Source organism: Acinetobacter sp. CFCC 10889, from assembly GCF_003268395.1.
Classification (GTDB): domain Bacteria; phylum Pseudomonadota; class Gammaproteobacteria; order Pseudomonadales; family Moraxellaceae; genus Acinetobacter.
The window spans coordinates 1-23095 of the sequence record NZ_LQXQ01000003.1 but is presented as its reverse complement, the minus strand read 5'-3'; the positions used below and the strand labels follow the sequence as shown (position 1 = coordinate 23095).

Sequence of the window (23095 nt, the reverse complement as noted above, 5' to 3'; positions counted from 1 at the left end):
CTTAAAACTTGCTCTATTTTAAAAACTCATCTTACTTTAAATTGCATCATGACTTGATGATCAATCTTTGCTTTTTTTCTATTTTTAAATCCATAAAAATAAAAAGTCCGCTTGATGCGGACTTTTTATTTAGCTTAAAAAATTAAGCTTGTTCGATGTCTTTCATCGTAAGTTTAATACGACCACGATTGTCTACATCAGCAACTTGTACTTTGATTTCTTGACCTTCAGCAAGAACGTCCGATACATTTGCAACACGCTCATTTGAAATTTGAGAAATGTGAAGTAAACCATCAGTACCTGGAAGGATATTCACGAACGCACCAAATTCAACGATACGAATCACTTTACCGACATAAATTGTACCTGGTTCAACTTCAGCAGTAAGTGCTTGGATTTTTGCAATCGCAGCTTGAGCAGCAGCTTTAGACTCACCAAATACACGTACTGTACCATTGTCTTCGATGTCAATCGCAGCTTTAGTTTCTTCAGTGATTGCACGAATCGTCGCACCACCTTTACCGATTACATCACGGATCTTATCAGGGTTGATGTTGATCACTTGGAATGTCGGTGCGAACATTGAAATTTCAGGACGAGCACGTGAAATCACTTGGTTCATTGCATTTAGAATATGCATACGACCTGCATATGCTTGGTTCAATGCAACTTCCATAATTTCTTCAGTGATACCTTCGATTTTGATATCCATTTGAAGCGCAGTAATACCGTTTGCAGAACCCGCTACTTTAAAGTCCATATCACCTAAGTGATCTTCATCACCCAAGATGTCAGAAAGTACTGCGAAACGCTCACCTTCTTTTACTAGACCCATTGCGATACCCGCAACTGGTGCTTTAAGTGGAACACCTGCATCCATAAGTGACAATGAAGCACCACATACAGAAGCCATTGAAGATGAACCGTTAGATTCAGTGATGTCTGATACGATACGGATGACATACGGGAAGCGATCAGCCGCAGGAAGAACAGCTTGAACACCACGGCGTGCCAAACGACCATGACCGATTTCACGACGTTTAGGACCTGATTCACGACCAGTTTCACCTACAGAATATGCAGGGAAGTTGTAGTGCAACATGAAGTTGTCAGTTTTAGTACCCGCTAAAGTATCAACCATCAACGCATCACGTGTATTACCTAGTGTCGTTGTTACTAATGCTTGAGTTTCACCACGTGTGAACAATGCAGAACCGTGTGCACGGTCTAATACACCCACTTGTACGTCTAATGCACGAACAGTTTTAGTATCACGACCATCAATACGTGGTTTACCTGAAAGGATGTTGTCACGTACTGTACGGTATTTAAGATCTTCAAATAATTCGTTTAGGTCATCAGCGATGCCATCAACGTCTTCTTCAGGGATAAATTGAGCTTTTGCTTCAGCTTCCAAAGCATCTAAAGCTGCATAACGATCTTGTTTAACTGCAATCGTATAAGCTTCTGAGATTTTAGCTTCAAATGTTTCTTTTAATTTTGCACGAAGATCTTCATTTTTCGAAGGTGCAGTCCAAGTAGACTCTGTTGCACCCGCAGCTGCTGCAAATTCTTTAATTGCTTGGATCGCAATTTGCATTTCGTCATGACCGAAAAGCACAGCGCCTAACATTTGGTCTTCTGAAAGTTCTTTCGCCTCAGATTCAACCATAAGTACAGCAGACTCTGTACCAGCAACAACAAGATCAAGATCAGATTGAGCAAGTTGTTCTAAGTTCGGGTTAAGAACATATTCACCGTTGATTAAACCCACACGTGCGCCACCGATTGGACCACGGAATGGTGTACCTGCAATCGCAAGAGCAGCAGAAGTACCCAACATTGCAGCAATATCAGCTTCCATAGTTTTGTCAGAAGACACAACAGTTGCCGTTACTTGGATTTCGTTATAGTAACCTTCTGGGAACAATGGACGAATTGGACGGTCGATCAAACGAGAGATTAAAGTTTCAGACTCTGAAGCACGACCTTCACGTTTACCATAACCACCTGGGATACGACCCGCAGCATATTGTTTTTCTTGATAGTTTACTGTAAGTGGGAAAAAGTCTTGACCTGCTTTAGCAGTCGGTTGAGCAACAACAGCAACTAAAACTGTTACGCCACCCATTGTGATCACAACAGTGTTTGCTTGACGTGCAACGCGACCTGTTTCAAGTACAACTTGATATTGACCATATTGAAATTCTTTACGAATAACATTAAACATTGACATGTAATTTTATTTCCTATGTTCTTTTGAACAGTTATTCTAGTGGAGACCCCTAAGGTTTGGCATTCATCTTACCCTTTCAAGTAATCCTATAAATGACAAAGCTTAGAAGCCGACCTCACTAGAGAATAAATTCAAATTAATCTTTATTTACACTAATTTTAAACACGAAGAAGGAGCGAATATTCGCCCCTTCCTTTTATCCAATCGAAACTGGATAGACTTTAGTTTTCATCAATACAGCATTTAGCATGCAATAATCCGAAAATAAAAGTTTAAATCGAATTAACGACGTAAACCTAAAGCAGCAATCAAATCGCTATAACGAGTAGCATCTTTACCTTTAAGGTAATCAAGAAGCTTACGACGTTGGTTAACCATACGGATCAAACCACGACGGCTGTGATGGTCATGTTTATGTTCTTTAAAGTGACCTTGCAAATCATTGATTTGACCAGTCAATAAAGCAACTTGTACTTCTGGTGAACCAGTGTCATTTTCTGCACGAGCGAATTTTGCAATGATCTCTGCGCGATCTGCGTTTGTTAAAGCCATTCGATTTCTCCGAGATGCTTATATAAATACTTGATAAAAATCAAATTGATTCTTCAAAATCAATTCAACTGCCGTGCATCACTACAGCAGTCGCCTATTTTAAAGGAACTGCCCTGAGATTGCAAAACTATCGTCAGGATATTTCAGTCATAACACGTCGCTCTTGCAAATTTATGACAATGTTGAGGCAATTCGGACACTGACAAGAAAAGCCATGAAAGGCAGACTGAGTCATAGAAAAAGAAAATGGATAACATCGTGAAAATATTTTCAACTAATACCTGCCATGTACCCAAAGATTTAACTTCAATTATTCAATCTAAACATGAAGTTGCTGCTGAACTGGGTGGAATGAACAGCAAACAAGTCAATAAAATTTGGCACAGTATTGAGTCCCTGTATAGAACAGGCAATCATCCATTGATCAGTATTTGTATCCGACGTAATGGACAAGTGATGCTCAATCGCAGCATTGGCTATGTGCAAGGCAATACTGCTCATGGACTTACTAAAAATGCCACGATTGCCAATCCTGATACACCAATTTGTCTATTTTCCGCATCGAAAATGGTCACAGCAATGTTAGTACATATGCTGGATGAAACAGGTGAAATTAATTTACTTGATCCGATCAGCCACTATATTCCTGAGTATGCACAAAATGGCAAACGCCGTGCCACTATTTTCCATTTACTCTCTCATCGTGGCGGCATTCCACGTGTAGAAGCTGAGGTGACGCCTGAATTACTCTTTGATAAAGAACAAATTTTGCAACAACTCTATGCCTCAAAACCGATTTCACCCGCAGGTGCACACCTTGCTTATCATGCTGTAACTGCAGGCTATATTTTAGGTGAATTGATCGAACGAGTGACTGGGCAGGATATTCGTCAGTTTTTACATGAAAAAATCGAAAAGCCAATGGACATGCCATTTTTTAACTATGGTTTAAAACCTGAGCTTCGAGATCAAGTTGCGCTGAACACCGCAACAGGCATCCATCCTAAATTTGGTACAGATCTCTATTTAGACCATGTTTTAGGCGGTGGTTTAGAGTTGGCAGTAAATGTCACGAATGATCATCGTTTTATGGATACAGTCTGCCCTGCGGGAAATATTTATACCAATGCAGAACAAACCAATCGTTTTTTTGAAATGCTACTTAATGGCGGACAATACAATGGCAAACAGATCATGAGCCCACAAACGGTGTTTCGTGCTACGCTACCAACATCCACAACTACCATTGACCGTACCATTTTAGCACCGATGCGTTATGCACTTGGTCCGATGCTTGGCAGCAATCCTGTAGGCATCTTTGGTCCACAAACTGGACAAGCTTTTGGGCATTTAGGATTCTCCAATATTCTATGCTGGGCTGATCCTGAACGTGACATTAGTGTCAGTATTTTAAATACTGGAAAATCTGTGGTCGGGACACACTTAGCTGCGCTTGCAAATGTACTGTTGCAAATCTCAACACAATGTCCAAAAGTACCGAAAGAACAACGCCGTGGCTTATTTGGCACAGATGCAACAGAAACAGATCGTGTTTAACTTTTAAACACCATAAGATACATTGTCAAAAGACACTGTATCTTTATTCATCAATATTGCAATATTTAAGTACTGATTAAGAAAAAGCCCTTAGATTACTCTAAGGGCTTTTCTGTGCGCTGTAGTTTCTTATTTTCTCTTTCTTATTATTTTATTTATTTTTATTGTTATCTCATATCATTTATCACTATGTTGAGATCCATATATTTTGCTGTTGTTATATTTCCTTATGTGTTCATAATGCCACAAACAAAAGATGATGAAAGTCGCATTTTTCTTATATTTTTGTAAGTAATATCTTACATTATGTATACTTTGTGACACTGATGTAACAGAAAAAGACATAAAAAAGCCTTGTAGTCTCTCCCAAAACTACAAGGCTTAGCGGCTGTAAGTTTCCTCTTTATGCCCTACTTCATGTAAGTTCGCAGTCTCTCGACTTTAAATTATTGTTATTGTGCGATTTTGCTTAGTGTTCCTTACCAAGCTCTTTATGTGCTCATCATCTCAAAAAGTGCTAAGAAGCTCTATGCGTCAATTTCTTGAATTCATGTAAGCAATTTCTTACAAAATGCAAATTAATTAATTAAATTTAACAATAAAAATCAGATGTTAATTTTTTTAAGCAATCCACTTTGACGCTGTGTCGCAACAGTTAAAGCTTGGTAGAAAGCATCCTTATTCACCAATAAACTGACCACTGATTTGGCACGTGTAATGGCTGTATAGAGTAATTCTTGACTTAAAAGCCTTTGTGCAGATGCATCCAAAACCACCATCGTATGCTGAAACTCAGAACCTTGTGACTTGTGAATGGTCAATGCAAAAGCTGTTTGAATGGACTTCGGTAAGCGAGAAGCAGCAATCCATTTGTTTAAACTTGGGAAATAAACCTCAAACTGCCCCACTTGCTGACGATGTTTAAAACATACACCAATATCACCATTAGATAGTCCTAATTGATAATCATTGTAATCCATCATCACAGGTCGTCCCACATACCAGTCTCCTTGGCGATAGAGTTGTGGAATGGCTTTTAACAATGCTTGCTCCATTTCAGCATTAATGGCTCTTAAGCCTAAGCCCCCATGACGAACTGCTGTTAAAACCCGATACTGATCAAAAGCTTGAATCACGCTTTCTATCTGTTCAGGTGATTCAATGTCATCCAAATAATCAATCAAACTATTAAAATAGCCTTGAAAACCAAGTGCTAACTTTTGGTAATATTCACGATATAAATCAGCGGCAATTTGTTCTGGTAAATATTCCAATTGCACAATATCTTGCAGATCAGCATGTAGTTCAACTGTTTCAATCTGGTTTCGAGTCACGATATTCTTTTCAAAAGCCTGTAAAAGCGAAGATTGTGCTTGTTCAAAAATATGATCTTGTTGAATAAAATGTGCAAATTTTCCAATCGCTGCATCTTGTTTAAAACGATGTGTCGTGACCAAATTTACACAGTTATCTTGCAATGCAGCAACACGCTGTAAATCCGCCAATACCGCACCAACATCAACAGATGCTAGCTGATTAGCATCTCCTAATAAAATTAAACGGCAATTTTCAGGTACGGCTTCAAAAAGCATGGTCGCTAGATTTAAATCTAACATTGAAGCTTCATCAACCACGATGACATCATAGGGCAAAGGCTGCTTTAAATGAAAACGTGGAATATGTTGATTTCCTAAGCCAAGCAAACGGTGAATAGTTACTGGATTAAACATCTCTAAACGTAGTCCAAAACTTTGTAGCTTCGGATCACTTAAAGATTTTTGTAAGGCTTCGCCCATACGCTGTGCGGCTTTTCCTGTAGGTGCAGCCATTGCAATGCGGATATTTGGCAAAGCCTGATGTAAAACAGCAATAATACGTGCCAGCGTATAGGTTTTCCCTGTCCCCGGTCCACCCGTAATGATATTCAAAGCATTTTGAGCGACCATATTCAGTGCATTTTTCTGGTGTGAATCACTCAATAAGCCATTAAAATTTTCCGTTAACATTGCATCAATAGATTGCTGTTTTAAACGAATGATCTGTTGTGCTAAACGTTGCTCAAGCTGCCAATAACGGTATAAATACAGATATTCATCATCCACTACAAAAGGTGCAACCTGCTGTTGAGCTTGATCTTTATGCATGATTTGATCTTCAGCAATAAATAATGCCTTGAGATAATCTATATTTTGACCATTTCGTTTTAAACAACTATCCCCCTGTAGAGATGCCATCAATATTTCACTGATTATTTTAAATGAATTTTCATACAATTTTTCATCATCTAAACATTGCTTTAATAGATAATTTGTCCAGTTACTAACCCATTGAGGTAATTGATTTTCTAAATTTTGACTATTTTCCACACAGTTATCCTCAGAGTTATCTACAGAGTTTTCAACAAATTTATCCACAATATAGTTCATTGTTTATACAGAGATTCATCTAAATATTCATGCAATATTGCCAAGTTTATCCTCAGAGAAATAACCCAATATTGCATCAAGTCTCAGGATAAATTCCGAATCAGGTCGCCAATATTGATAGCCTTGTCCATGCTCGCCATTCATGCCTCGCAGATATAAGTAACTCGCCCCACCCAAATGCTGATCTATTTGATAATTCTCAAGTTTAACGCTTAAATAACGATGTAATGCCACCAAATACAATGCCGCTTGCAGCCAATAACTCGCTGAACTCATGCTGTCCTGTATAGCTTCACTGTGATAATGCTGTTGCGCTGTACCCAAGAAATTACTTTTATAATCCGCAATGTGATAACGCTGACCATCAAAAAATACAAGGTCGATTGAACCATTTAAATAGCGTGCTGAATTGGCTTGATTAAACTCAGGCATTTGAATGTTGTATTTTTCTTTATATTCATCAAATAAGTCATGAATCCGTTGAATGGCGAACACTCGATCTGACAATGCTAAATAGAATGGAAACTCCGCCAAGTGTTCATGTGCTTGCAGTTGCCCCAAATGAAAATGATCCATCAGGGGAGTAGCCAAAACATCGTGTAACCATGCCATCATCCATTGAATCAAGGTGTCTTCTTGCTGCTGTTGCGGTTCATCACTTGCAAATGCTTGTTGATATTTTTCAATCAGTTCTGCCCATAAGCCCGCATAGTCATTTTTAAAACGGCGATGAATTTCCAAATGCCAAAATTGGCGATTGTGAAAATCAATATGTTCAAAAATTTCATGCAGGAAATTCCCTGCCACTGTACCTTTGGGGAAATTGGCTTTGATCCATGCAATCGGTTGTGTTGGCACATTGGCTTGATTGTGTTGCTGTACAAAACTTAGCTGATTGTATTGCACTTCATCCGCAGCCCGATCTTGCCCTTGTTCAGACACTGCCAAATGATCCTGAGGTTTTTGTCGCACTGAATGTTGTGCCAAAGCACTGAAACTAGTTTTGCCACGTGCATAAAAGCGTTGTTTTGGAAATACTTCGGCAACAATTGCAGCTTGAACTTCTGTTGTTTTCTGTTTTAAACGGGGTGGACGTTCTGTCAGTAAAGGCTCAACTGTCGTACCGATATGTTGAAAAGCGGTTGCAGGATGCCCACGCCAAAATGCCAAACCTGTGGTGGACTTGCCGACATTGTCCTGCATCATCGCATAGACCCGATAGCTTGCCCGTGTCAGTGCCACATACCATAGGCGGTGATGTTCTGCCAAAGCACGTGCATTGTGCTGTTCAATATCTTCTTTTTTCAGCACATGAGGATCATTGACCGCAACCACACGTTGCACTTCGATTTGTCCTGTCACAGCATTGGCTTGTTCTTGGGTAGAGAAATTTAAGGCTTTGTGCATTTCCTTAAAATCTTTATCTGCGCCCAATAAAAATACCACTTTAAATTCCAAACCTTTGGATTGGTGAATGGTCATCAATTGCACGCCTGCTTCATTTGAAAGCTTACGTTCCAATTCCCATTCCCGTTCCATTGGTGAAGTCAGCTGTTTTAAATACCAATGATACAGATTTTGTGCACCTTGATATTCTTCACTGTGTTGGCTGAGCAATTCCGTCAAATGGCGTAAATTTACCACCACTCGTTCATTGTCACGGCTTTGCGTTGCGACCAATTTTGTCCATACAGAAAATTGATTCAGGGCATATTGCCAAGCGGTTAAAAAGCCTTGATTGAGCCACATTTCACGAATCAAATCGAACTGTTCAATATATTGACTCAAGCCATCAGCACGCTGTTCCAATTTGATTAATTCAGACAATTGAAAACCCAATAAACGGCTGAGCAAAGCACGTTTGATTTTTGCCTCATCATAAGGATGCATAATTGCAGTCAATACTGCGCCAACATCACGGGCAATTTGGCTTTCAAAAACACTTTTTTTCGAAGGGCGATTGCTGCGAATGCCTAAAAAGGTCAGTGCCGATTGCGCCTTATCTAAGCCATCGTGATTTTTGGACAGTATCGCAATATCATTTTCCTCAAGACTGCGATGCCCTGTTTTTTCAGCAAAATAAAGGGTTTCTTGAATGCCTTGATTGAGCAGATCACGGATTTTCCAAGCCACTTGCTCGGCTTCTTTATTTTTATCTTCAAGTTGAATCCATCGTAATGGTTGCGGATTCACCACACCATTGTCAATCAAATCAGGATGTGGGCGACTGCCTGCTTGCACAGGGGTATAACTCACCTGCTCACCAAAATCCATTTGCCGTTGAAACAATGCATCAACCACTTCAACCAAAGGTTTAACCGAACGATGGTTATAGATCAGATTATATTCATGTCCATCTTTACCAAAGACATCTTGATGTGCCTTTAAAAAGGTCAGCATGTCACCGCCACGAAAGCCATAAATCGCTTGTTTACGGTCACCAACCATGATCATACAGCCTTGTTTGACACGGCTTGGATGTCGCCAAATCTGTGCCAACATATTATCCTGATCTTGGTTGGTGTCTTGAAATTCATCAACTAAAATCAAGGGATAACGCGCATGGATAAAAGTAGCAAAACGCTGTCCTTGCTCGCCTTGCAGTGCTTCTGCGAGTGTACGAATTTGCTGTGAAAATGTGGTTTCGCCTTTTTGTTGTAAGACTTGTGGCAGACGCTTTTTCACTTCTTGTGCAAGGTAGTATTTCAGGAAAGTATCTGTTCCGACCAATTGCGCTTCAAATTGTTCAATATCTTGATAAATATTGCGTAATTTTAAAATTAAAGGATGCTGATAAAATTCATTTTGAATCGTTTCTGTTGCTGCTTTTTTAAAAATCTGTTGTTCATTTAAGACTTTGATCAAAGTCGCCATATCAGCTTTTTCAAAGCTAAGTTGCGTACTTAAATAACTTTTTGTGCCTTGTTGGCGTAGCACCTCAATAATTTTAGGCAAACTTTTGGCAAAAATACGATTGAAACGCCCATTTCTAAACTTTGTTCCATTGATTTGTTTGTAATGTGCAGCATCTTCGACATAATACGGCGCTAAGGATTGTAATTCTTCAACAGAAATCTGCTGTAATGCGGTCATCGCTTTTTTAAAATGTTCAAAATCAGCACTGACAAACTTCGGCTCTATAAAATTGGCAGAGGTAAAATTTAAACTTTGTTCAACGGTAGCAACATAATAATCCACTGCATGTAATTCACCTGCAAAAATCAGACTATCCACAATTTCCTGCGGTTGTTTTTGTACCCATTCCCGTAATACATCATGAATCAATTGATAACTATAACTTTTTGCATCATCGGTAATTTCAGCCCGTTCAATTTTGCCACTTTCAAAGGCAAATTCACGCAATAATTTTTGGCTGAAACTGTCCAATGTACCAACAAATAATTCATCGAGTTGATCAATCACCAACTTCAAACGCTCACAAGCATAGGCAACTTGAGTGGCAAAAGTCAGCAATAACTTGGCAAATAAAGGATCACTTTCCTGCTGTGCCTTGGCTAAAACCGCTGACTCACTCAAATCACGACAGGCATCAAAATAACGATAGGTTTCCTGTAAACGTGAGCGAATACGGCTTTTTAACTCTGCTGCGGCTTTACGGGTAAATGTCGTGGCAATCACTTGGCTCGGGAGATATTTTTCAAGAAAAATCCGCACCATTAAACTTGATAAAGTATAGGTTTTACCTGTACCTGCCGAAGCTTCAATCCAATGCAGACCTGAAAAATGCAAATCCGCAATCGGCTCATTGGAAATTTTTTTATTCGTCTGATGTGTCAATGGGGAATGCTGTTGACTCATGGTTATTCCTCCACCACAGTTTGATATTGATAAATCGGTTGATACAAATCATAGGCAAATACATCGCAAGCATGTTTCAACAAAGCCGTAGTGTCTTGCTCTTGTAAAATAAACTGCCAATCTCGATGCTTTTGATGTGATTCATCATTTTCTGTACTAAAGGACGAATTAAAAGCTTGTGACTCTTGCCATTTTTTCAGTAATTTGTCGAAATCGGCTAAAACCTGCTGCCCTGCTTCATTGCTGTCCCACGCCACTTCACCTTGATTGTCCGCAAGAAGTAACGAGGTTTTTTTAGATTCAGTCGCAAGCAACAATGCCGATGGCAATACCAAAGGTTCAGATTGTCCATAACTATAGGCTTTAAACCATGCCAATAAATGCGCTTTGGCTTCTGCTGAACTTAAACCTGTATTGAGAATGGTCGCATCACTAAACACCGCAATGCGTTGTAAGGTTTTTGCTTGCTCACCTGCAAGATTTAAATAACTCAGCCACAGCAAATATTCGAGCCATACTTTGGCACGGCGTTTCCCCCGTGCGCTTGAAGCATCCAAACTGACCCAATTCACTGCATGTTGTTTTGGCACAGTAATATTCATCACCACATTATTTTCAATACGCCATTGCCGTTGTGTAGTTGCGGTCACCTCAGGCGCATACAAACGCAATCTTTCTTTTAAGCTGTCCTGTTCCGCCAAACTCATTTGCCATGCGCTGTATTGCACTTTTCCAATCGGCAATTGATCTTGCAATAACGCCATATCTGTTGCCAAATGCGCTGTAATATCTTGATTGTCCGTTGGTTCAGCATCCTGTTTTTGCAAGAAATCTCGGATTTGATATTTCGCCAAACCATCAAGTACCAAGGGTTCATTTAAAGCAGGCAAATCTTCGGCACGTAAATTTTCCACCCCCAAGGTTTTTAGATATAAACGTGCAGGGAATGTCACATCCTGAATCCATTGTCCTGCATCCAATACGGTCATCTCTGCTTGCATCACAGGATAAGGCGTATTGACCCAAGCTTCTCGCTGTGACAAATTTTCTGCTTGGTGAATCTTTTGTGCCACTGCAAACCATTGATCTTGAAAACGCATTTGCTCGGTGGATACAAAACCACTCGGATCAAAAGGTTGTAAAGTATGAATATGGTATAAAGACTGAATTTGCACAGGAATTTCAATACCATCTTGTTCAATCATCCGATCTGCACGATCCACAGACGATGTTTCAGCGTCATTGTCCAAACCATCAGGTGATTGGGCAATCAAAGCGATATGATTGATCAGCTCCTGTAACACACTTGAGGGATCACGCACTTCACCATCACTGACATCAAAACCATTGTAAAATAACCACAAATTTTCCTGTGCAAGTAGCAAAGCATCCAAAAATGCGCCTTGATCATCATCCAAACGTGAACGATCACCCAATTGTGGTTTTAAAATTTCCATTAAATCAAAAGGTAAATGCGTGTTACGATTTGGAAATTTGCCACTGTCCAAATTCAACATCACGATCAATTTATAAGGCAATGGTCGAATCTGTCCGATTTGGCTAAAGGTAATCTGCCCTGTTGGCAAAGCCTGATCAAACTGCCCCTCCAATGTATTTTGGATTTCATTGAGCAAATAAGGCAAAGGCAAGTCAATATTGTGCAAAATCGCTGTACCTTGAGCATCATATTGTGGCGCATTGCGCTGATCATAATAATTTGCCAAGGTCAGCATACGTTCTTGTTTTTTGACAATTTCATAAACAGATTTTAAGGCTTCAACACCACATTGTTCAAACTCGACAATGTCTTGCATCAAACGTTTTAACCATGATTCAACATGGATTTTTTGCTTGGACAATGTCGGCGTTTCATGCGCAATCATCCATTCACGACGAGTTGCAAAGTCTTGATAAATTTCGATCAAGGTCGCAATCAATTCAAAATCACTCGACAACACTTGCGCATAACTTAAGGTTTCGCCCTGTGAATGGGCAAAAATCGTATGTTCAGGAATCGCCACACCCAATGCCAAACGATCCAACGCATATTTAAAACTAAAGCGATAATCGGTATCGTCTGCGCTCAATGTCCGCTGCAAATGTGCTTCATCCAAACCACGCTTAAAGCCTGCATTGATCAATAACACAACCATGCGTTCTGTATTAGCAATGTCCAAGCCATAACGTAATTGGGTGGCATTTAAACTTAACCAATCGGCAAAATCTTCAACACTAAAACGCCCTTGTACCAACTGAATCCGACCTAGTACCGCTCGCCATGCATTGACCGCATCAAGCTGTGTCACCCCTGCAATTTTCACAGGTAAATAAACACTGTCCTGATTTGGAATATGTGGAAATACGCTACGAATTAAAGGTTCAATCTGTTTTAAATCAGGTGCTAAGACCAAAATATCACTTGGACGATGCGGATGATCCGCTGTGCCTTGCGCCAACCAATGAATCAATTGATCTTTCAATACTTCCAACTGACGCAATGCCGAATGACACACATGAATCTGAATCGAATCATCATTTTCAGCAATCGGATAAGCATGGGGTTCAGGTTCAACCAAATACAAAATATCAGACTGCAATTTTGTCAGTAAATTGCTCGGTTCTTCATCGACAAAAGCATCAATCCACTGCCCCTCTTCGCCCGAAGATAAATTGGATAAAATCGAGAAATGGTCACGGGCTTGCTTGCCAAAACGGGTCAATAATGGGTGGCGGGATTCACGGATTTCTGCATTGAAATTTAAGGTAAATGCATTAAAAAACTTTTCAATATCAGCATCGGTTGCTTTGGGATTTTTGGCAACAAAACGCTCTTTAACCCGTAAATCATATTGTCTTTTCCAATTTGGATCGACACTGTCTGCCCAATATTCTTGTGATGGATTGTAATGCAAAATCACCACATCGAGATATTGACCCAAACGTCTTAAAAACTGTAACTGACTTGGTGGCAGATCCAACAAAGTAAATATAATTAATTGATTGGGTAAATTTTTTAAAGCCTGTGCACGCAGATTTTCATCATCTAAAATTTGCCAAAAATCCGCATCAATGCCACGCATTTCCACAAAATCGTCATGAAAAGTCTGTTGCCATAACCAACGTTGCCAAGCTTCCAACTCTTGCGCTTGATTTAAAGTAAATGCCGAAACTGCTTGCTGAGTTTTAAAAAATTGTTGTTCTAAATCAAGTTCCTGACCACGCCCCCATTGTCCCAACCAATTGCTTGGGCAGTTGCACAACTCACCACAACCACGCTGACAATCACCACGATATTGCATATAGTTACTGAACAATTTCGAGACTTGTTCCGCCGTCCAATACAACATGCTTTGTTTCTTCAGTTGTTTATCCAAGCCATTTTCAAGCTGAGCAGCCGCATCATAAATCCGTTTGATAATGCCAAATAAAGGATGATCTTCTGCAAGTGTATTCTCATCAGCAACAATAAAACCTTTTAAAGTCTGATAAATACGCCATTTCATAATCAAACGGGGAATATTTGCTTTACGAACTTTGTCTTTATCGTCCAAAACTTGCTGATAGGCGAACCACTGAAACCCACGAATGCGTTGATGAAAAATGCTGTTGGCACTCATGCCTTGTTGTTCTGCCATTTTTTGCGTCAGCCATGCCTCAATCGCAGGACTTGGCACAATAAAATGTTGTGGCTTTAACACAGAAAATGGGTCATTTGAGACACTTTGCGTACTTTGTACAACACCCTGAATCAATACTTCGATTGATTGGCTTTGAATCACATGAATCGCCATATTCCCTCAACTAATTTGCCATTTATTGTGTTGTTTATGCACAAAAACATAAACATTCGCCACTATACAACTGCATCATACTATGGCATTTTGACAACATTATTTGGAAATAACATGATTATTTCAAGCTAAAACAATGCAACTGCATAAATATGATAAATAGTTTGAATTACAGGTAGATATTTTATGAAAATCGACAAAATCCCCGACTCAATTGACCCAAATCTAAACTTGGAAAATGTTCGTAATGAATGTTTAGAACTCGTCAAAAAGCGTGCTTATTTTTCAGCAGGTGCAGCTGTTGTTCCTGTACCTTTTTTTGATGTGGTGATTGATGTGGGAATTTTATCGCAATTGATTCCTGAAATTAATGCCCGTTTTGGTTTAGCGCCTGATCAAATCAGCGTTTATGACCCTGCGACTAAAAAAATCCATTGGAATGAATTGCGTAAACGTGGTTTTGAGTTTTCAGGCTTGGTGGTAGCACGTACTGCGGTGAAATCTTCTTTGAATAATGTTGCTGCCAAAGTCATCACCAAACAAGTGACCAAATTCATTCCTTTGGGCGGTTCGATCATTGCGGCAAGCTTGGGCTATATTGTGATGAAAAAAGTCGCTGAAGCACATGTGGAAGAATGCTATAAATTGGCAAAAGGCATTCAGCAGAAACAGAATGCGAGTGTGGTGAAATATTCTTGATGTATTAATTTAAGGCGGGCTTGATGTCCGCTTTTTATTGTCAAATATAAAGCTCTATTTAACATGCTTTGCTGCAATTTTGACTGCTTCAGTTTGATCTAAAAATTGAATGCTTTTTCTATTTATTTCCTCCACAAGCCATAGTACTGCTTGCTTAACCTCATGTGTTGTAAGATAAATCTTTTCAATCAAACATACGCTTGCATGGTCATTATTCAATATACGTTGAAATAAAATCATTGCCCATTGAGGAGATTTAAGCACTAGATCAGGTAACTCTTTTATACATTCAGTAATATAAACATCATCCTGAAAGGATTCGATGCTATGTATTATGGCAAAAATTGCCTCATCATATATTGCATTATCTTCAATTAATCGTATCAAAGGACGAATGCTTGAAGCCTGATTAAAAGCCATTATTTTAGCAAGGCTTTCATCAATAGCTTTCACATCAGAAAAATGACTCTTTTTTATAACGTCAATTAAAATCTGTATTTCATCTTCAAGTTGAATTGTTTTCATAAAAATATATTATTTAAAATCAAAGTAATAAGATCATTAAACTGACAAATAAATATTGTAAAATAGCTCTACGACCTACTCCATTAGAACAACGGACTTATCATCCGCTGCTCTATCTCAGAATTTTTTAAATCAACTGTCTTTAATTTGCTTTAAAATCGCTTTTAAAATTTCAATCCGTGCCGTGTACTTATCATTGGTTGAAATCACATGCCACGGCGCATAGAAAGTATGTGTCCGTTGCAACATATCGGCGGCTGCATTCAAATAATCATCCCAATGGCTACGATTACGCCAATCATCTTCAGTAATTTTAAAACGCTTATGCGGTGTTTCTTCACGTGCTTTAAAACGAGCCTCTTGCTCATCCTTACTGATCGCAAGCCAAAACTTCACGATGACGTGCTGATTGTCGGTTAAATCTTTTTCAAAACGATTAATTTCATCATAAGCACGTTGCCATTCAACAGGTGTTGCAAAACCTTCAATCCGCTCAACCAACACACGCCCATACCAAGTACGATCAAAGATCGAAATTTTTTCATCTTCTAATAACTTTGTCCAAAAACGCCACAAATATGGACGTGCCAATTCATATTTTTCAGGTGCTGCAATGGTGTAAATGCCGTACTCACGTGGGTCTAGCTTTTTAACAATACGCTTAATCGCACCACCTTTGCCCGCTGCATCCATACCCTCAAAACTGATAATGACTTTACGCCCATCAAAACGCATGGCTTCAGCGACTTTTTTGGTCAGTTTTTTTAATTCTGTTTTATAATCTTCTTCATCCAAAACATCACTTGAAACTTCTAGTAATTCTTTAGGCACTTCGGCTTGCTGCCATTTTTCTTTGACTTGCGTACTGTAATTTGGCAAATGCTGTAAATTTTTTAAAATGCTTTGTGCAAATTGTTGATCACGAAGTTCTTCATTTTCACAATCAATCACAACCCAATCATCAGTAAAACGCTGACGTAGCTTTTGCACATTGTCATACTGTTTTTTGTTGCGCCAATCCAAACCATGTAATTTGTGCCAACGTTGGTCTTCGGTGTCCATTTTATCTAAGCGTTTTTGCAACGATTTCCATGACAAATCAAACCAAACTTTAATCACATCGACATGATTATTTTTTAAATCTTGTTCAAAAGCATTCATTTGAGCAACATAGGCATCAAATAAAGTATCATCCATTGGTGCGGAAACGTGCAAAGCGGTGGACAATAAATCACTGTACCAATTACCAAACATCACCAAAATCTGCCCTTCCGATGGAATATAACGTGCATAAGGCTGCCAAAATGCTTGATCTCTTTGCATCATATAGGGTGGATCAGCTTTAACACGCAAATAACGAGGATCAACCCATTCACGGAGTTGTTTGACAGCTTCGCCCTTGCCAGCAAGCTCTATTCCGCTGACTAAAATGACTAAACTTTTGGCATTTTTTTGTCCTCGGGTATTTTTCAAAGCATATTGCGCTTCGATCAAATCTAAAGACAATTGATCTGGATCAAGCAATTCACATGCAGATTCAGTTATTTTCATAAATACGCTCTTTTCTTATGTTTTCATTATACTTTTTCAAGTTTACAAAGATTTGCTGAGCCTGAACATATTTTTTGTATCAGTTTCTTTATATGAGAAATATGCTCACAATATTTTCAATAGCACAACAAATAAAGCATCAACTGACTTAATTTCAGTCATTTTCATGCAATATCGTCATGGTTGTTCAGATAAACTGTGATTATGATTTTCTTGAATATATGGAAATTGAGTTCACCTATGTCTAAACTCGCAGCACTTGATCAACTTTTAGAAGAATATAAACAATTTAATTATCATCAAGATCCTGTACTTAAAAAACGTTTGCATGAAGCGCAAGATTGGTTAAAAGCACGTATTTTAGAAACCCATACTGAGTTATTTAACCGTAAGGAAAATAAACTCATGGCAGATTATTTTATTAATCGCTTATACGGTGGTCCTGAGTTTGATGACTTAGCCATTCAAATTGAACGCTTGTTAAAATATGCACATAAAGCTGAAAAAATTATTCCTGAAAATGCGATCAAGACAGGGCTCAAATCTGTAGGGCTGGCAGTATTGGCGATGCAACTTGATGAACAAGTGGCTGCGCAACTCTTGAAAGATTATCCTGCTGATCAAGTGATTGATGATGAAATGATGCGTTTGACTTTAATCAAACTCAATCAACATGATGCACGTTTAGAACAACTCAGTTTATTGGATGATTTAGGTGGTGCATTAGACAAATATATGCGTTCTTTCATCATGCATACTGCCTTTAAAATGTGTAAAGGCACTGCACATAAATATAAATTTGATTTGATGTATGACTTTATTGGTGAGGGTTTTGTGGCAATGAAACCAATGAAATCAGCCGCTGATTTTATTCATGCATTTACAGTCAAAGAGTCTGAAATTGTTAATAATGTACATTCAGGACAAGCCAATCCTTTTAGAATATGATAAGGTTTTAACATCTAAATGACGGCATAAACGTCATATTTTCTGTATATTATTTTTGGTTTAGCATTAGACCTTAAATTTTGCATGATCGGCACTGTAAAAAATCACAGAATCTGTCATCATGCAAAACATAGCAAGATTTCTTATTTTTGTGTTCAGGAGTGACTCACGTGTCGGATGAAAACCAAAAGCCAAGCCAAGTAGCTGAATCGGCAACAAATACAGACAAAGTCAGTCCTTTTTTAACAGAACCATTACCACAAGGTGCACCACAAGGTCAGCAACAATCTTTACAACAACAGCCGACCGATACCCCAGTTTCAGGCACAGTGCCTAAATACAATCTACCTCGTGGCGCAAACACAGGCAATGTTGGTGCAACCACACATTTCGGTTACCAAACTGTCAGCAGTGAAGACAAAGCACAAAAAGTCGCTGAAGTGTTCCACTCAGTTGCAGCCAAATACGACATCATGAATGATTTGATGTCTTTCGGTATCCACCGTTTATGGAAACGCTTTGCGATCAATATGTCAGGTGTCCGTCGCGGTCAGCATGTGCTTGATATTGCAGGCGGTACAGGTGACTTAGCCAAAGTCTTCAGCCGTGAAGTAGGTCCTACAGGTCATGTTGTATTATCAGACATTAACGAATCTATGTTGAATGTGGGTCGTGATCGTTTAATCGATGCAGGCTGTACCAATGTGGATTTCGTTTTAGCCAATGCTGAAACTTTAGAGCCATTTGCAGACAACAGTTTTGACCTACTGACGATCAGTTTTGGTTTACGTAACGTGACCGATAAAGATGCAGCACTTGCAGCGATGTATCGTGTACTTAAGCCGGGCGGTCGTTTATTGATTTTAGAATTCTCTAAACCTGTGTTCGAGCCATTCTCAAAATTGTATGATTTGTATTCATTCACTGCTTTACCGATTATGGGTAAACTTGTAGCGAATGACTCAGAAAGTTATAAATACTTGGCTGAATCGATCCGTATGCACCCTGACCAACGTACCTTAAAAGGCATGATGGAAAATGCAGGCTTCCAAAACACCGATTACCACAACCTAACAGGTGGAATCGTGGCTGTGCATCGTGGTTTTAAACTTTAAAGGTTAATCGCCATGTGGTCAATTTTGGCACTCGGTGCTGTTGAACGGCTGATCAATCAATTTATCAATTTGGATGCGATCACTCGTATCCAATTCGATGAATTACAAGGTAAATTATTACGTGTGGTGATCGACTCACCACAATTGTCTGTTGATGTGTTTTTTGATACACATAAAGTTCGGCTTGAACCGACAGTGACAGGCAAAAGCGATACGCCATCTGTGTTTGAACAACGTCCTTTTGATCAAACGGTTGCGATTTCTGAAGCAACTGCAACTTTACATGTCAAAAGTGTGGTTGAACTCGCCAAACTGTTTGTTGCGGATGATATTGGTAATATTCCACTTCAAGGCGATTATCACCTGCTACAGGATATTCAACGTATTCTGCAACAGGCTGAACCTGATTTAGCCTCACATTTAAGCCCGTGGATTGGTCCTGCATTGGCACATGAAATTGGTAAAATTCAGCTTGCACCAAAGCATTTAAAACGCTCTTTGCAAAGTCATTTATTTTTTGCTGAAGACTTTTTTAAAGAAGATACAGGGCTAGTTGCACCACGTTGGCAAATGGATGATTTGCAACACGATACGCGTTCTCTCAACCAAAATATTGATCGGCTTGAAGCGAAAATCCAAGAGCTTCAAAACCATTTCAACTCTGAACAACCTAGGTAAGACCATTTATGATTCCGCACATTTCCCGATTACTCGAACTGTGGCGCATCGCTGCTCACTATAGACTCGATACATTGGTACCTGCGGAAGAATTACCTGAAAAAGCCCGCCATGCCTTGTCGATTATTCGCATGCATCCTGCAGCATGGTCAAGCAAAGAAAAGAAAAATCCGCTGAAGCTGAAAGAAGCTTTAGAGGAAATGGGACCTTTGGCGATTAAATTGGGGCAGTTGCTTTCCACTCGCCGTGATTTGATTCCACCTGAAATTTTACAACAATTGGTGTTATTGCAAGATCGAGTTAAACCTTTTGGTGTTGATGTTGCTAAAACGCGTATTGAAGAATCGCTCAAAGCCAATATCTCAACACTTTTCGCTCGTTTTGATGAACAGCCTTTAGCTGCGGCTTCGATTGCACAAGTACACACGGCGGCTTTACATGATGGTCGTGAAGTGGTCGTTAAAGTCACTCGACCTGATATTCGCAGTCAAATCTTAGAAGATTTTGAAATTTTAAGATGGCTTGGGGCGAATTTGGAAAAACGCCTTGAAGCAGCACGTGCTGTGCATATTTCAGAAATTATCGAGAACTATCGTCAAGTCATTTTGAATGAATTGGATTTGACTTTAGAAGCGGATAATACCCGCCGTATGCGCCATTACTTCACTGGCTCAAGCATGATGTATGTGCCTGAAGTGTATATGGATAGCAAAGATGTAATGGTCGCTGAACGCATCACAGGTGTGCCGATTTCGGACATTGAAACCTTTGAAAAACTCGGCATGGATCGTAAAGATTTAGCTGAAAAAGGTTTAACCATTTTCTTTACCCAAGTATTCCGTGACAACTTTTTCCATGCAGACATGCATCCGGGAAATGTCTTTGTTGAAACCTTAAATCCAAGCAAACCTCGTTATATTGCCCTTGACTGTGCAATTATGGGTGAATTGTCTAAGTCAGATCAGATGACTGTCGCTCGCATGTTACTTGCGGTAATGAATAGCGACTTTATGCAATTGATTCAGATCGTGCATCAAGCGGGTTGGATTCCACCGGGAACTGATCAAGATGCCCTCGCCCGTGAAATGCGTCGTACGGTTGGACCGATGGTGTCTAAACCAATGCACGAATTAGACTTTGCAGGCATCCTGATTCAAGTCATGGACATTGCCCGTCGTTTCCATTTGGAAATTCCGCCACAACTGATGTTATTACTCAAAACATTGGTGCATGTGGAAGGCTTAGGGACAGATCTCTATCCTGATTTGGACATTTGGAGTTTGGCAAAACCGATTCTGACCGAATGGGTTAAAGCACAAATGAATCCGCAGAAAAACTTAAAGGAATTAGGACAAAAAATTCCTGATCTACTGTTAGGTGCGCAGGATTTCCCTACATTGCTGATTGATAGTTTGAATGGTCTGAAAAATCAGTCTGCATGGCATTCGAAACAGTTACATGAATTGCAAATGATGCGTTTGGAAGTTGAACATCAACAAAAACGCAGTTGGATGTTCGGCAGTATCATGGCGATTTTATTGTCGATAGCGATTATTGCACCGTGGTATGTGTCGATTGTACTCATTGTATTGGCGAGTGTTTTAGCGGTTTGGCGGATTGCGAAGTAAATAAAATCACATTGTTTTTTTTAAATAATCTCGAAAAGATCACCTAGCGTGAGGCGACATGGATGTCGCCTGTTGGGAGTTCCTTCTCCCTTTGGGAGAAGGCTAGGATGAGGCTTTTAAAATAAAACCTCTCCCTAACCCTCTCCTGAAAGGAGAGGGAACATTCAATATTGATTCAAATATTGTCGAAACTAACTTTCGCAGAAAGTCTAATATCTAGATAAAATAAATTTAACGAATGACTCCCAAGTCACCCACTGAAACCTCTCGCCATTGTCCAACAATCCCTCACCACTAAAATACCCTCATCCGTTTGAGTGAGTGAACCCATGACCCAAATCCTACAAAAACACCCTGCTGCTTTAACTATCCAAGCAGGCTCACTTGCCAAACAACTGATTCAAAAAGAAGGACTACAAGCACACTATGTCGACATGATTCCTGGTGCGGCAGGTGGTCCGAAAGGCATAGGTTTAATGGGTCTGGATCAAGCCATATTCGGTGATTTTCTACAACGTGAAAAACAACGTCGTTACCTCATCGGCTCATCAGTGGGTGCATGGCGTTTTGCAAGTCTCATTGCACAAGGTGAAAAAAAGGGCGCGGAACTACTGGCAGAGTTATATATCAATCTACCCTTTCATAAAGGCATGAAAATCGCTGAGATTGAGAAAATATCACGTGATATGTTGCATGGAATATTAGGCGATCAATCTGAAAAATTAGTCACTCATCCTGATTATCACCTTGCGATTATCGCTGCCAAAGCAGAGCATATTTTCCAAAGTGATCAAAAGCTTGCGCTCTATGGTTCATTACTGGGCATCATTGGTAGCAATGCAATTTCACGTAATCACTTGAATAAATTTATGCAACGGGTGATCAGTCAGCCTGAACATTTCCCACAATTTAAAATTCAGGATGATGCCTTTACAACCCATTATGTCAATTTTAATACCGACAATGTCGCAGATTGGCTGATGGCTTCAGGCTCGATTCCAGGTGTAACTCCTGCCGTAACAAATATCGCTGATGCACCACAAGGCGCATATCGTGATGGTGGTTTGATCGACTATCACATCGACTTGCCATTCAACAGCAAAGGCATTGTTTTATATCCACATTTCACCGACAGTATCACCCCTGGCTGGTTCGATAAAATGTTTAAATCCCGCAAAGCCAATCCTGAAAATCAAGCACGGACTTTGCTACTTTCACCGTCTGCGGAATATTTAAAATCATTACCTTTGGGTCGCCTCCCTGACCGTAAAGACTTTGTGATGAAAGGCTTATCAGACAGTGAACGTAAAAAATTATGGCGACAGTCTGTGGCTGAAAGTCAGCGCATGGGCGATGAATTTTTAGAATTGGTCGAAAAGCAGAATTTTGCCGATGTGATGGTGGATTTGTAACTCTGCAAAAAATCCTCCTAAAATCCATATTTAGGGTAATGCTGATCAGTTAAGCAAAATTATTTGAAAAATTCCTAAAATCTCCCCTAATCCTGAGCCAGATATGGCGCAAGGAAAAAGAGGGGAACTTCTTGTAACTAAAATGATTTTTAGTAATG

14 protein-coding genes are annotated in these 23095 nt (G+C 39.5%); 7 read left to right on the top strand and 7 right to left on the bottom strand.

Annotated features, from left to right (window positions below; all coding sequences use genetic code 11):
• Positions 1-142: 142 nt before the first annotated feature.
• Together pnp and rpsO are read right to left on the bottom strand one after the other, a co-directional pair.
• On the bottom strand, positions 143-2230 hold the full coding sequence (gene pnp, locus AVJ19_RS01325; protein WP_171334143.1) for a polyribonucleotide nucleotidyltransferase: 2088 nt from the start codon (positions 2228-2230) through the stop codon (positions 143-145).
• A 288-nt stretch (positions 2231-2518) separates the two neighbouring features.
• The gene (rpsO, locus tag AVJ19_RS01320; RefSeq protein ID WP_111858039.1) at positions 2519-2788 is read right to left on the bottom strand and encodes a 30S ribosomal protein S15; all 270 of its coding nucleotides are present in this window, start codon (positions 2786-2788) and stop codon (positions 2519-2521) included.
• Positions 2789-3046: 258 nt separating this feature from the next.
• Here rpsO and AVJ19_RS01315 point away from each other — a divergent pair, with 258 nt between their 5' ends.
• On the top strand, positions 3047-4345 hold the full coding sequence (locus AVJ19_RS01315) for a serine hydrolase domain-containing protein (protein ID WP_111858148.1): 1299 nt from the start codon (positions 3047-3049) through the stop codon (positions 4343-4345).
• A 605-nt stretch (positions 4346-4950) separates the two neighbouring features.
• Here the strand turns inward: AVJ19_RS01315 and recD are convergent.
• The 3 genes from recD to AVJ19_RS01300 all read right to left on the bottom strand — a co-directional run bounded on the left by recD (position 4951) and on the right by AVJ19_RS01300 (position 14381).
• Positions 4951-6711 carry an exodeoxyribonuclease V subunit alpha gene (gene recD / locus AVJ19_RS01310; protein ID WP_228203263.1) on the bottom strand — a complete coding sequence of 587 codons (1761 nt, stop codon included), beginning with the start codon at positions 6709-6711 and terminating at the stop codon, positions 4951-4953.
• An 87-nt stretch (positions 6712-6798) separates the two neighbouring features.
• Positions 6799-10590, bottom strand: a complete 3792-nt coding sequence (locus AVJ19_RS01305; RefSeq protein ID WP_111858037.1) for a UvrD-helicase domain-containing protein — start codon at positions 10588-10590, stop codon at positions 6799-6801.
• A 2-nt stretch (positions 10591-10592) separates the two neighbouring features.
• Complete coding sequence (locus AVJ19_RS01300; RefSeq protein ID WP_111858036.1) at positions 10593-14381, bottom strand: exodeoxyribonuclease V subunit gamma; 3789 nt, start codon at positions 14379-14381, stop codon at positions 10593-10595.
• 186 nt (positions 14382-14567) lie between these two features.
• Here AVJ19_RS01300 and AVJ19_RS01295 point away from each other — a divergent pair, with 186 nt between their 5' ends.
• Entirely contained in the window at positions 14568-15080 is a 513-nt protein-coding gene (locus AVJ19_RS01295; protein ID WP_111858035.1) for a hypothetical protein, read from the top strand.
• 54 nt (positions 15081-15134) lie between these two features.
• On the opposite strand, the gene AVJ19_RS01290 is transcribed toward AVJ19_RS01295, so the two are convergent.
• Positions 15135-15605 (bottom strand): Imm30 family immunity protein, encoded by a 471-nt coding sequence (locus tag AVJ19_RS01290; RefSeq protein ID WP_228203258.1) that lies wholly within the window; start codon positions 15603-15605, stop codon positions 15135-15137.
• 132 nt (positions 15606-15737) lie between these two features.
• Positions 15738-17156, bottom strand: a complete 1419-nt coding sequence (locus AVJ19_RS01285) for a phosphate--AMP phosphotransferase (protein ID WP_111858034.1) — start codon at positions 17154-17156, stop codon at positions 15738-15740.
• A gap of 240 nt (positions 17157-17396) precedes the next feature.
• On the opposite strand from AVJ19_RS01285, the gene AVJ19_RS01280 reads away from it, so the two are divergent.
• From AVJ19_RS01280 to AVJ19_RS01260, 5 genes are all read left to right on the top strand, one after another.
• Positions 17397-18104, top strand: coding sequence for an FFLEELY motif protein (locus tag AVJ19_RS01280; RefSeq protein WP_111858033.1), 708 nt, complete (start codon positions 17397-17399; stop codon positions 18102-18104).
• Positions 18105-18274: 170 nt separating this feature from the next.
• The gene (gene ubiE / locus AVJ19_RS01275) at positions 18275-19219 is read left to right on the top strand and encodes a bifunctional demethylmenaquinone methyltransferase/2-methoxy-6-polyprenyl-1,4-benzoquinol methylase UbiE (RefSeq protein ID WP_111858032.1); all 945 of its coding nucleotides are present in this window, start codon (positions 18275-18277) and stop codon (positions 19217-19219) included.
• Positions 19220-19231: 12 nt separating this feature from the next.
• Complete coding sequence (locus tag AVJ19_RS01270) at positions 19232-19897, top strand: ubiquinone biosynthesis accessory factor UbiJ (RefSeq protein WP_111858031.1); 666 nt, start codon at positions 19232-19234, stop codon at positions 19895-19897.
• Positions 19898-19905: 8 nt separating this feature from the next.
• Positions 19906-21525 (top strand): ABC1 kinase family protein, encoded by a 1620-nt coding sequence (locus AVJ19_RS01265; RefSeq protein ID WP_111858030.1) that lies wholly within the window; start codon positions 19906-19908, stop codon positions 21523-21525.
• Positions 21526-21854: 329 nt separating this feature from the next.
• Positions 21855-22937, top strand: coding sequence for a patatin-like phospholipase family protein (locus AVJ19_RS01260; RefSeq protein WP_111858029.1), 1083 nt, complete (start codon positions 21855-21857; stop codon positions 22935-22937).
• Positions 22938-23095: the final 158 nt, after the last annotated feature.

Bases quoted from the DNA above. Each gene is read 5' to 3' on its own strand.
- pnp (WP_171334143.1), bottom strand. From the start codon at position 2,230: ATGTTTAATGTTATTCGTAAAGAATTTCAATATGGTCAATATCAAGTT.
- rpsO (WP_111858039.1), bottom strand. From the start codon at position 2,788: ATGGCTTTAACAAACGCAGATCGCGCAGAGATCATTGCAAAATTCGCT.
- AVJ19_RS01305 (WP_111858037.1), bottom strand. From the start codon at position 10,590: ATGAGTCAACAGCATTCCCCATTGACACATCAGACGAATAAAAAAATT.
- AVJ19_RS01300 (WP_111858036.1), bottom strand. From the start codon at position 14,381: ATGGCGATTCATGTGATTCAAAGCCAATCAATCGAAGTATTGATTCAG.
- AVJ19_RS01295 (WP_111858035.1), top strand. From the start codon at position 14,568: ATGAAAATCGACAAAATCCCCGACTCAATTGACCCAAATCTAAACTTG.
- AVJ19_RS01290 (WP_228203258.1), bottom strand. From the start codon at position 15,605: ATGAAAACAATTCAACTTGAAGATGAAATACAGATTTTAATTGACGTT.
- AVJ19_RS01285 (WP_111858034.1), bottom strand. From the start codon at position 17,156: ATGAAAATAACTGAATCTGCATGTGAATTGCTTGATCCAGATCAATTG.
- AVJ19_RS01280 (WP_111858033.1), top strand. From the start codon at position 17,397: ATGTCTAAACTCGCAGCACTTGATCAACTTTTAGAAGAATATAAACAA.
- AVJ19_RS01270 (WP_111858031.1), top strand. From the start codon at position 19,232: ATGTGGTCAATTTTGGCACTCGGTGCTGTTGAACGGCTGATCAATCAA.
- AVJ19_RS01265 (WP_111858030.1), top strand. From the start codon at position 19,906: ATGATTCCGCACATTTCCCGATTACTCGAACTGTGGCGCATCGCTGCT.
- AVJ19_RS01260 (WP_111858029.1), top strand. From the start codon at position 21,855: ATGACCCAAATCCTACAAAAACACCCTGCTGCTTTAACTATCCAAGCA.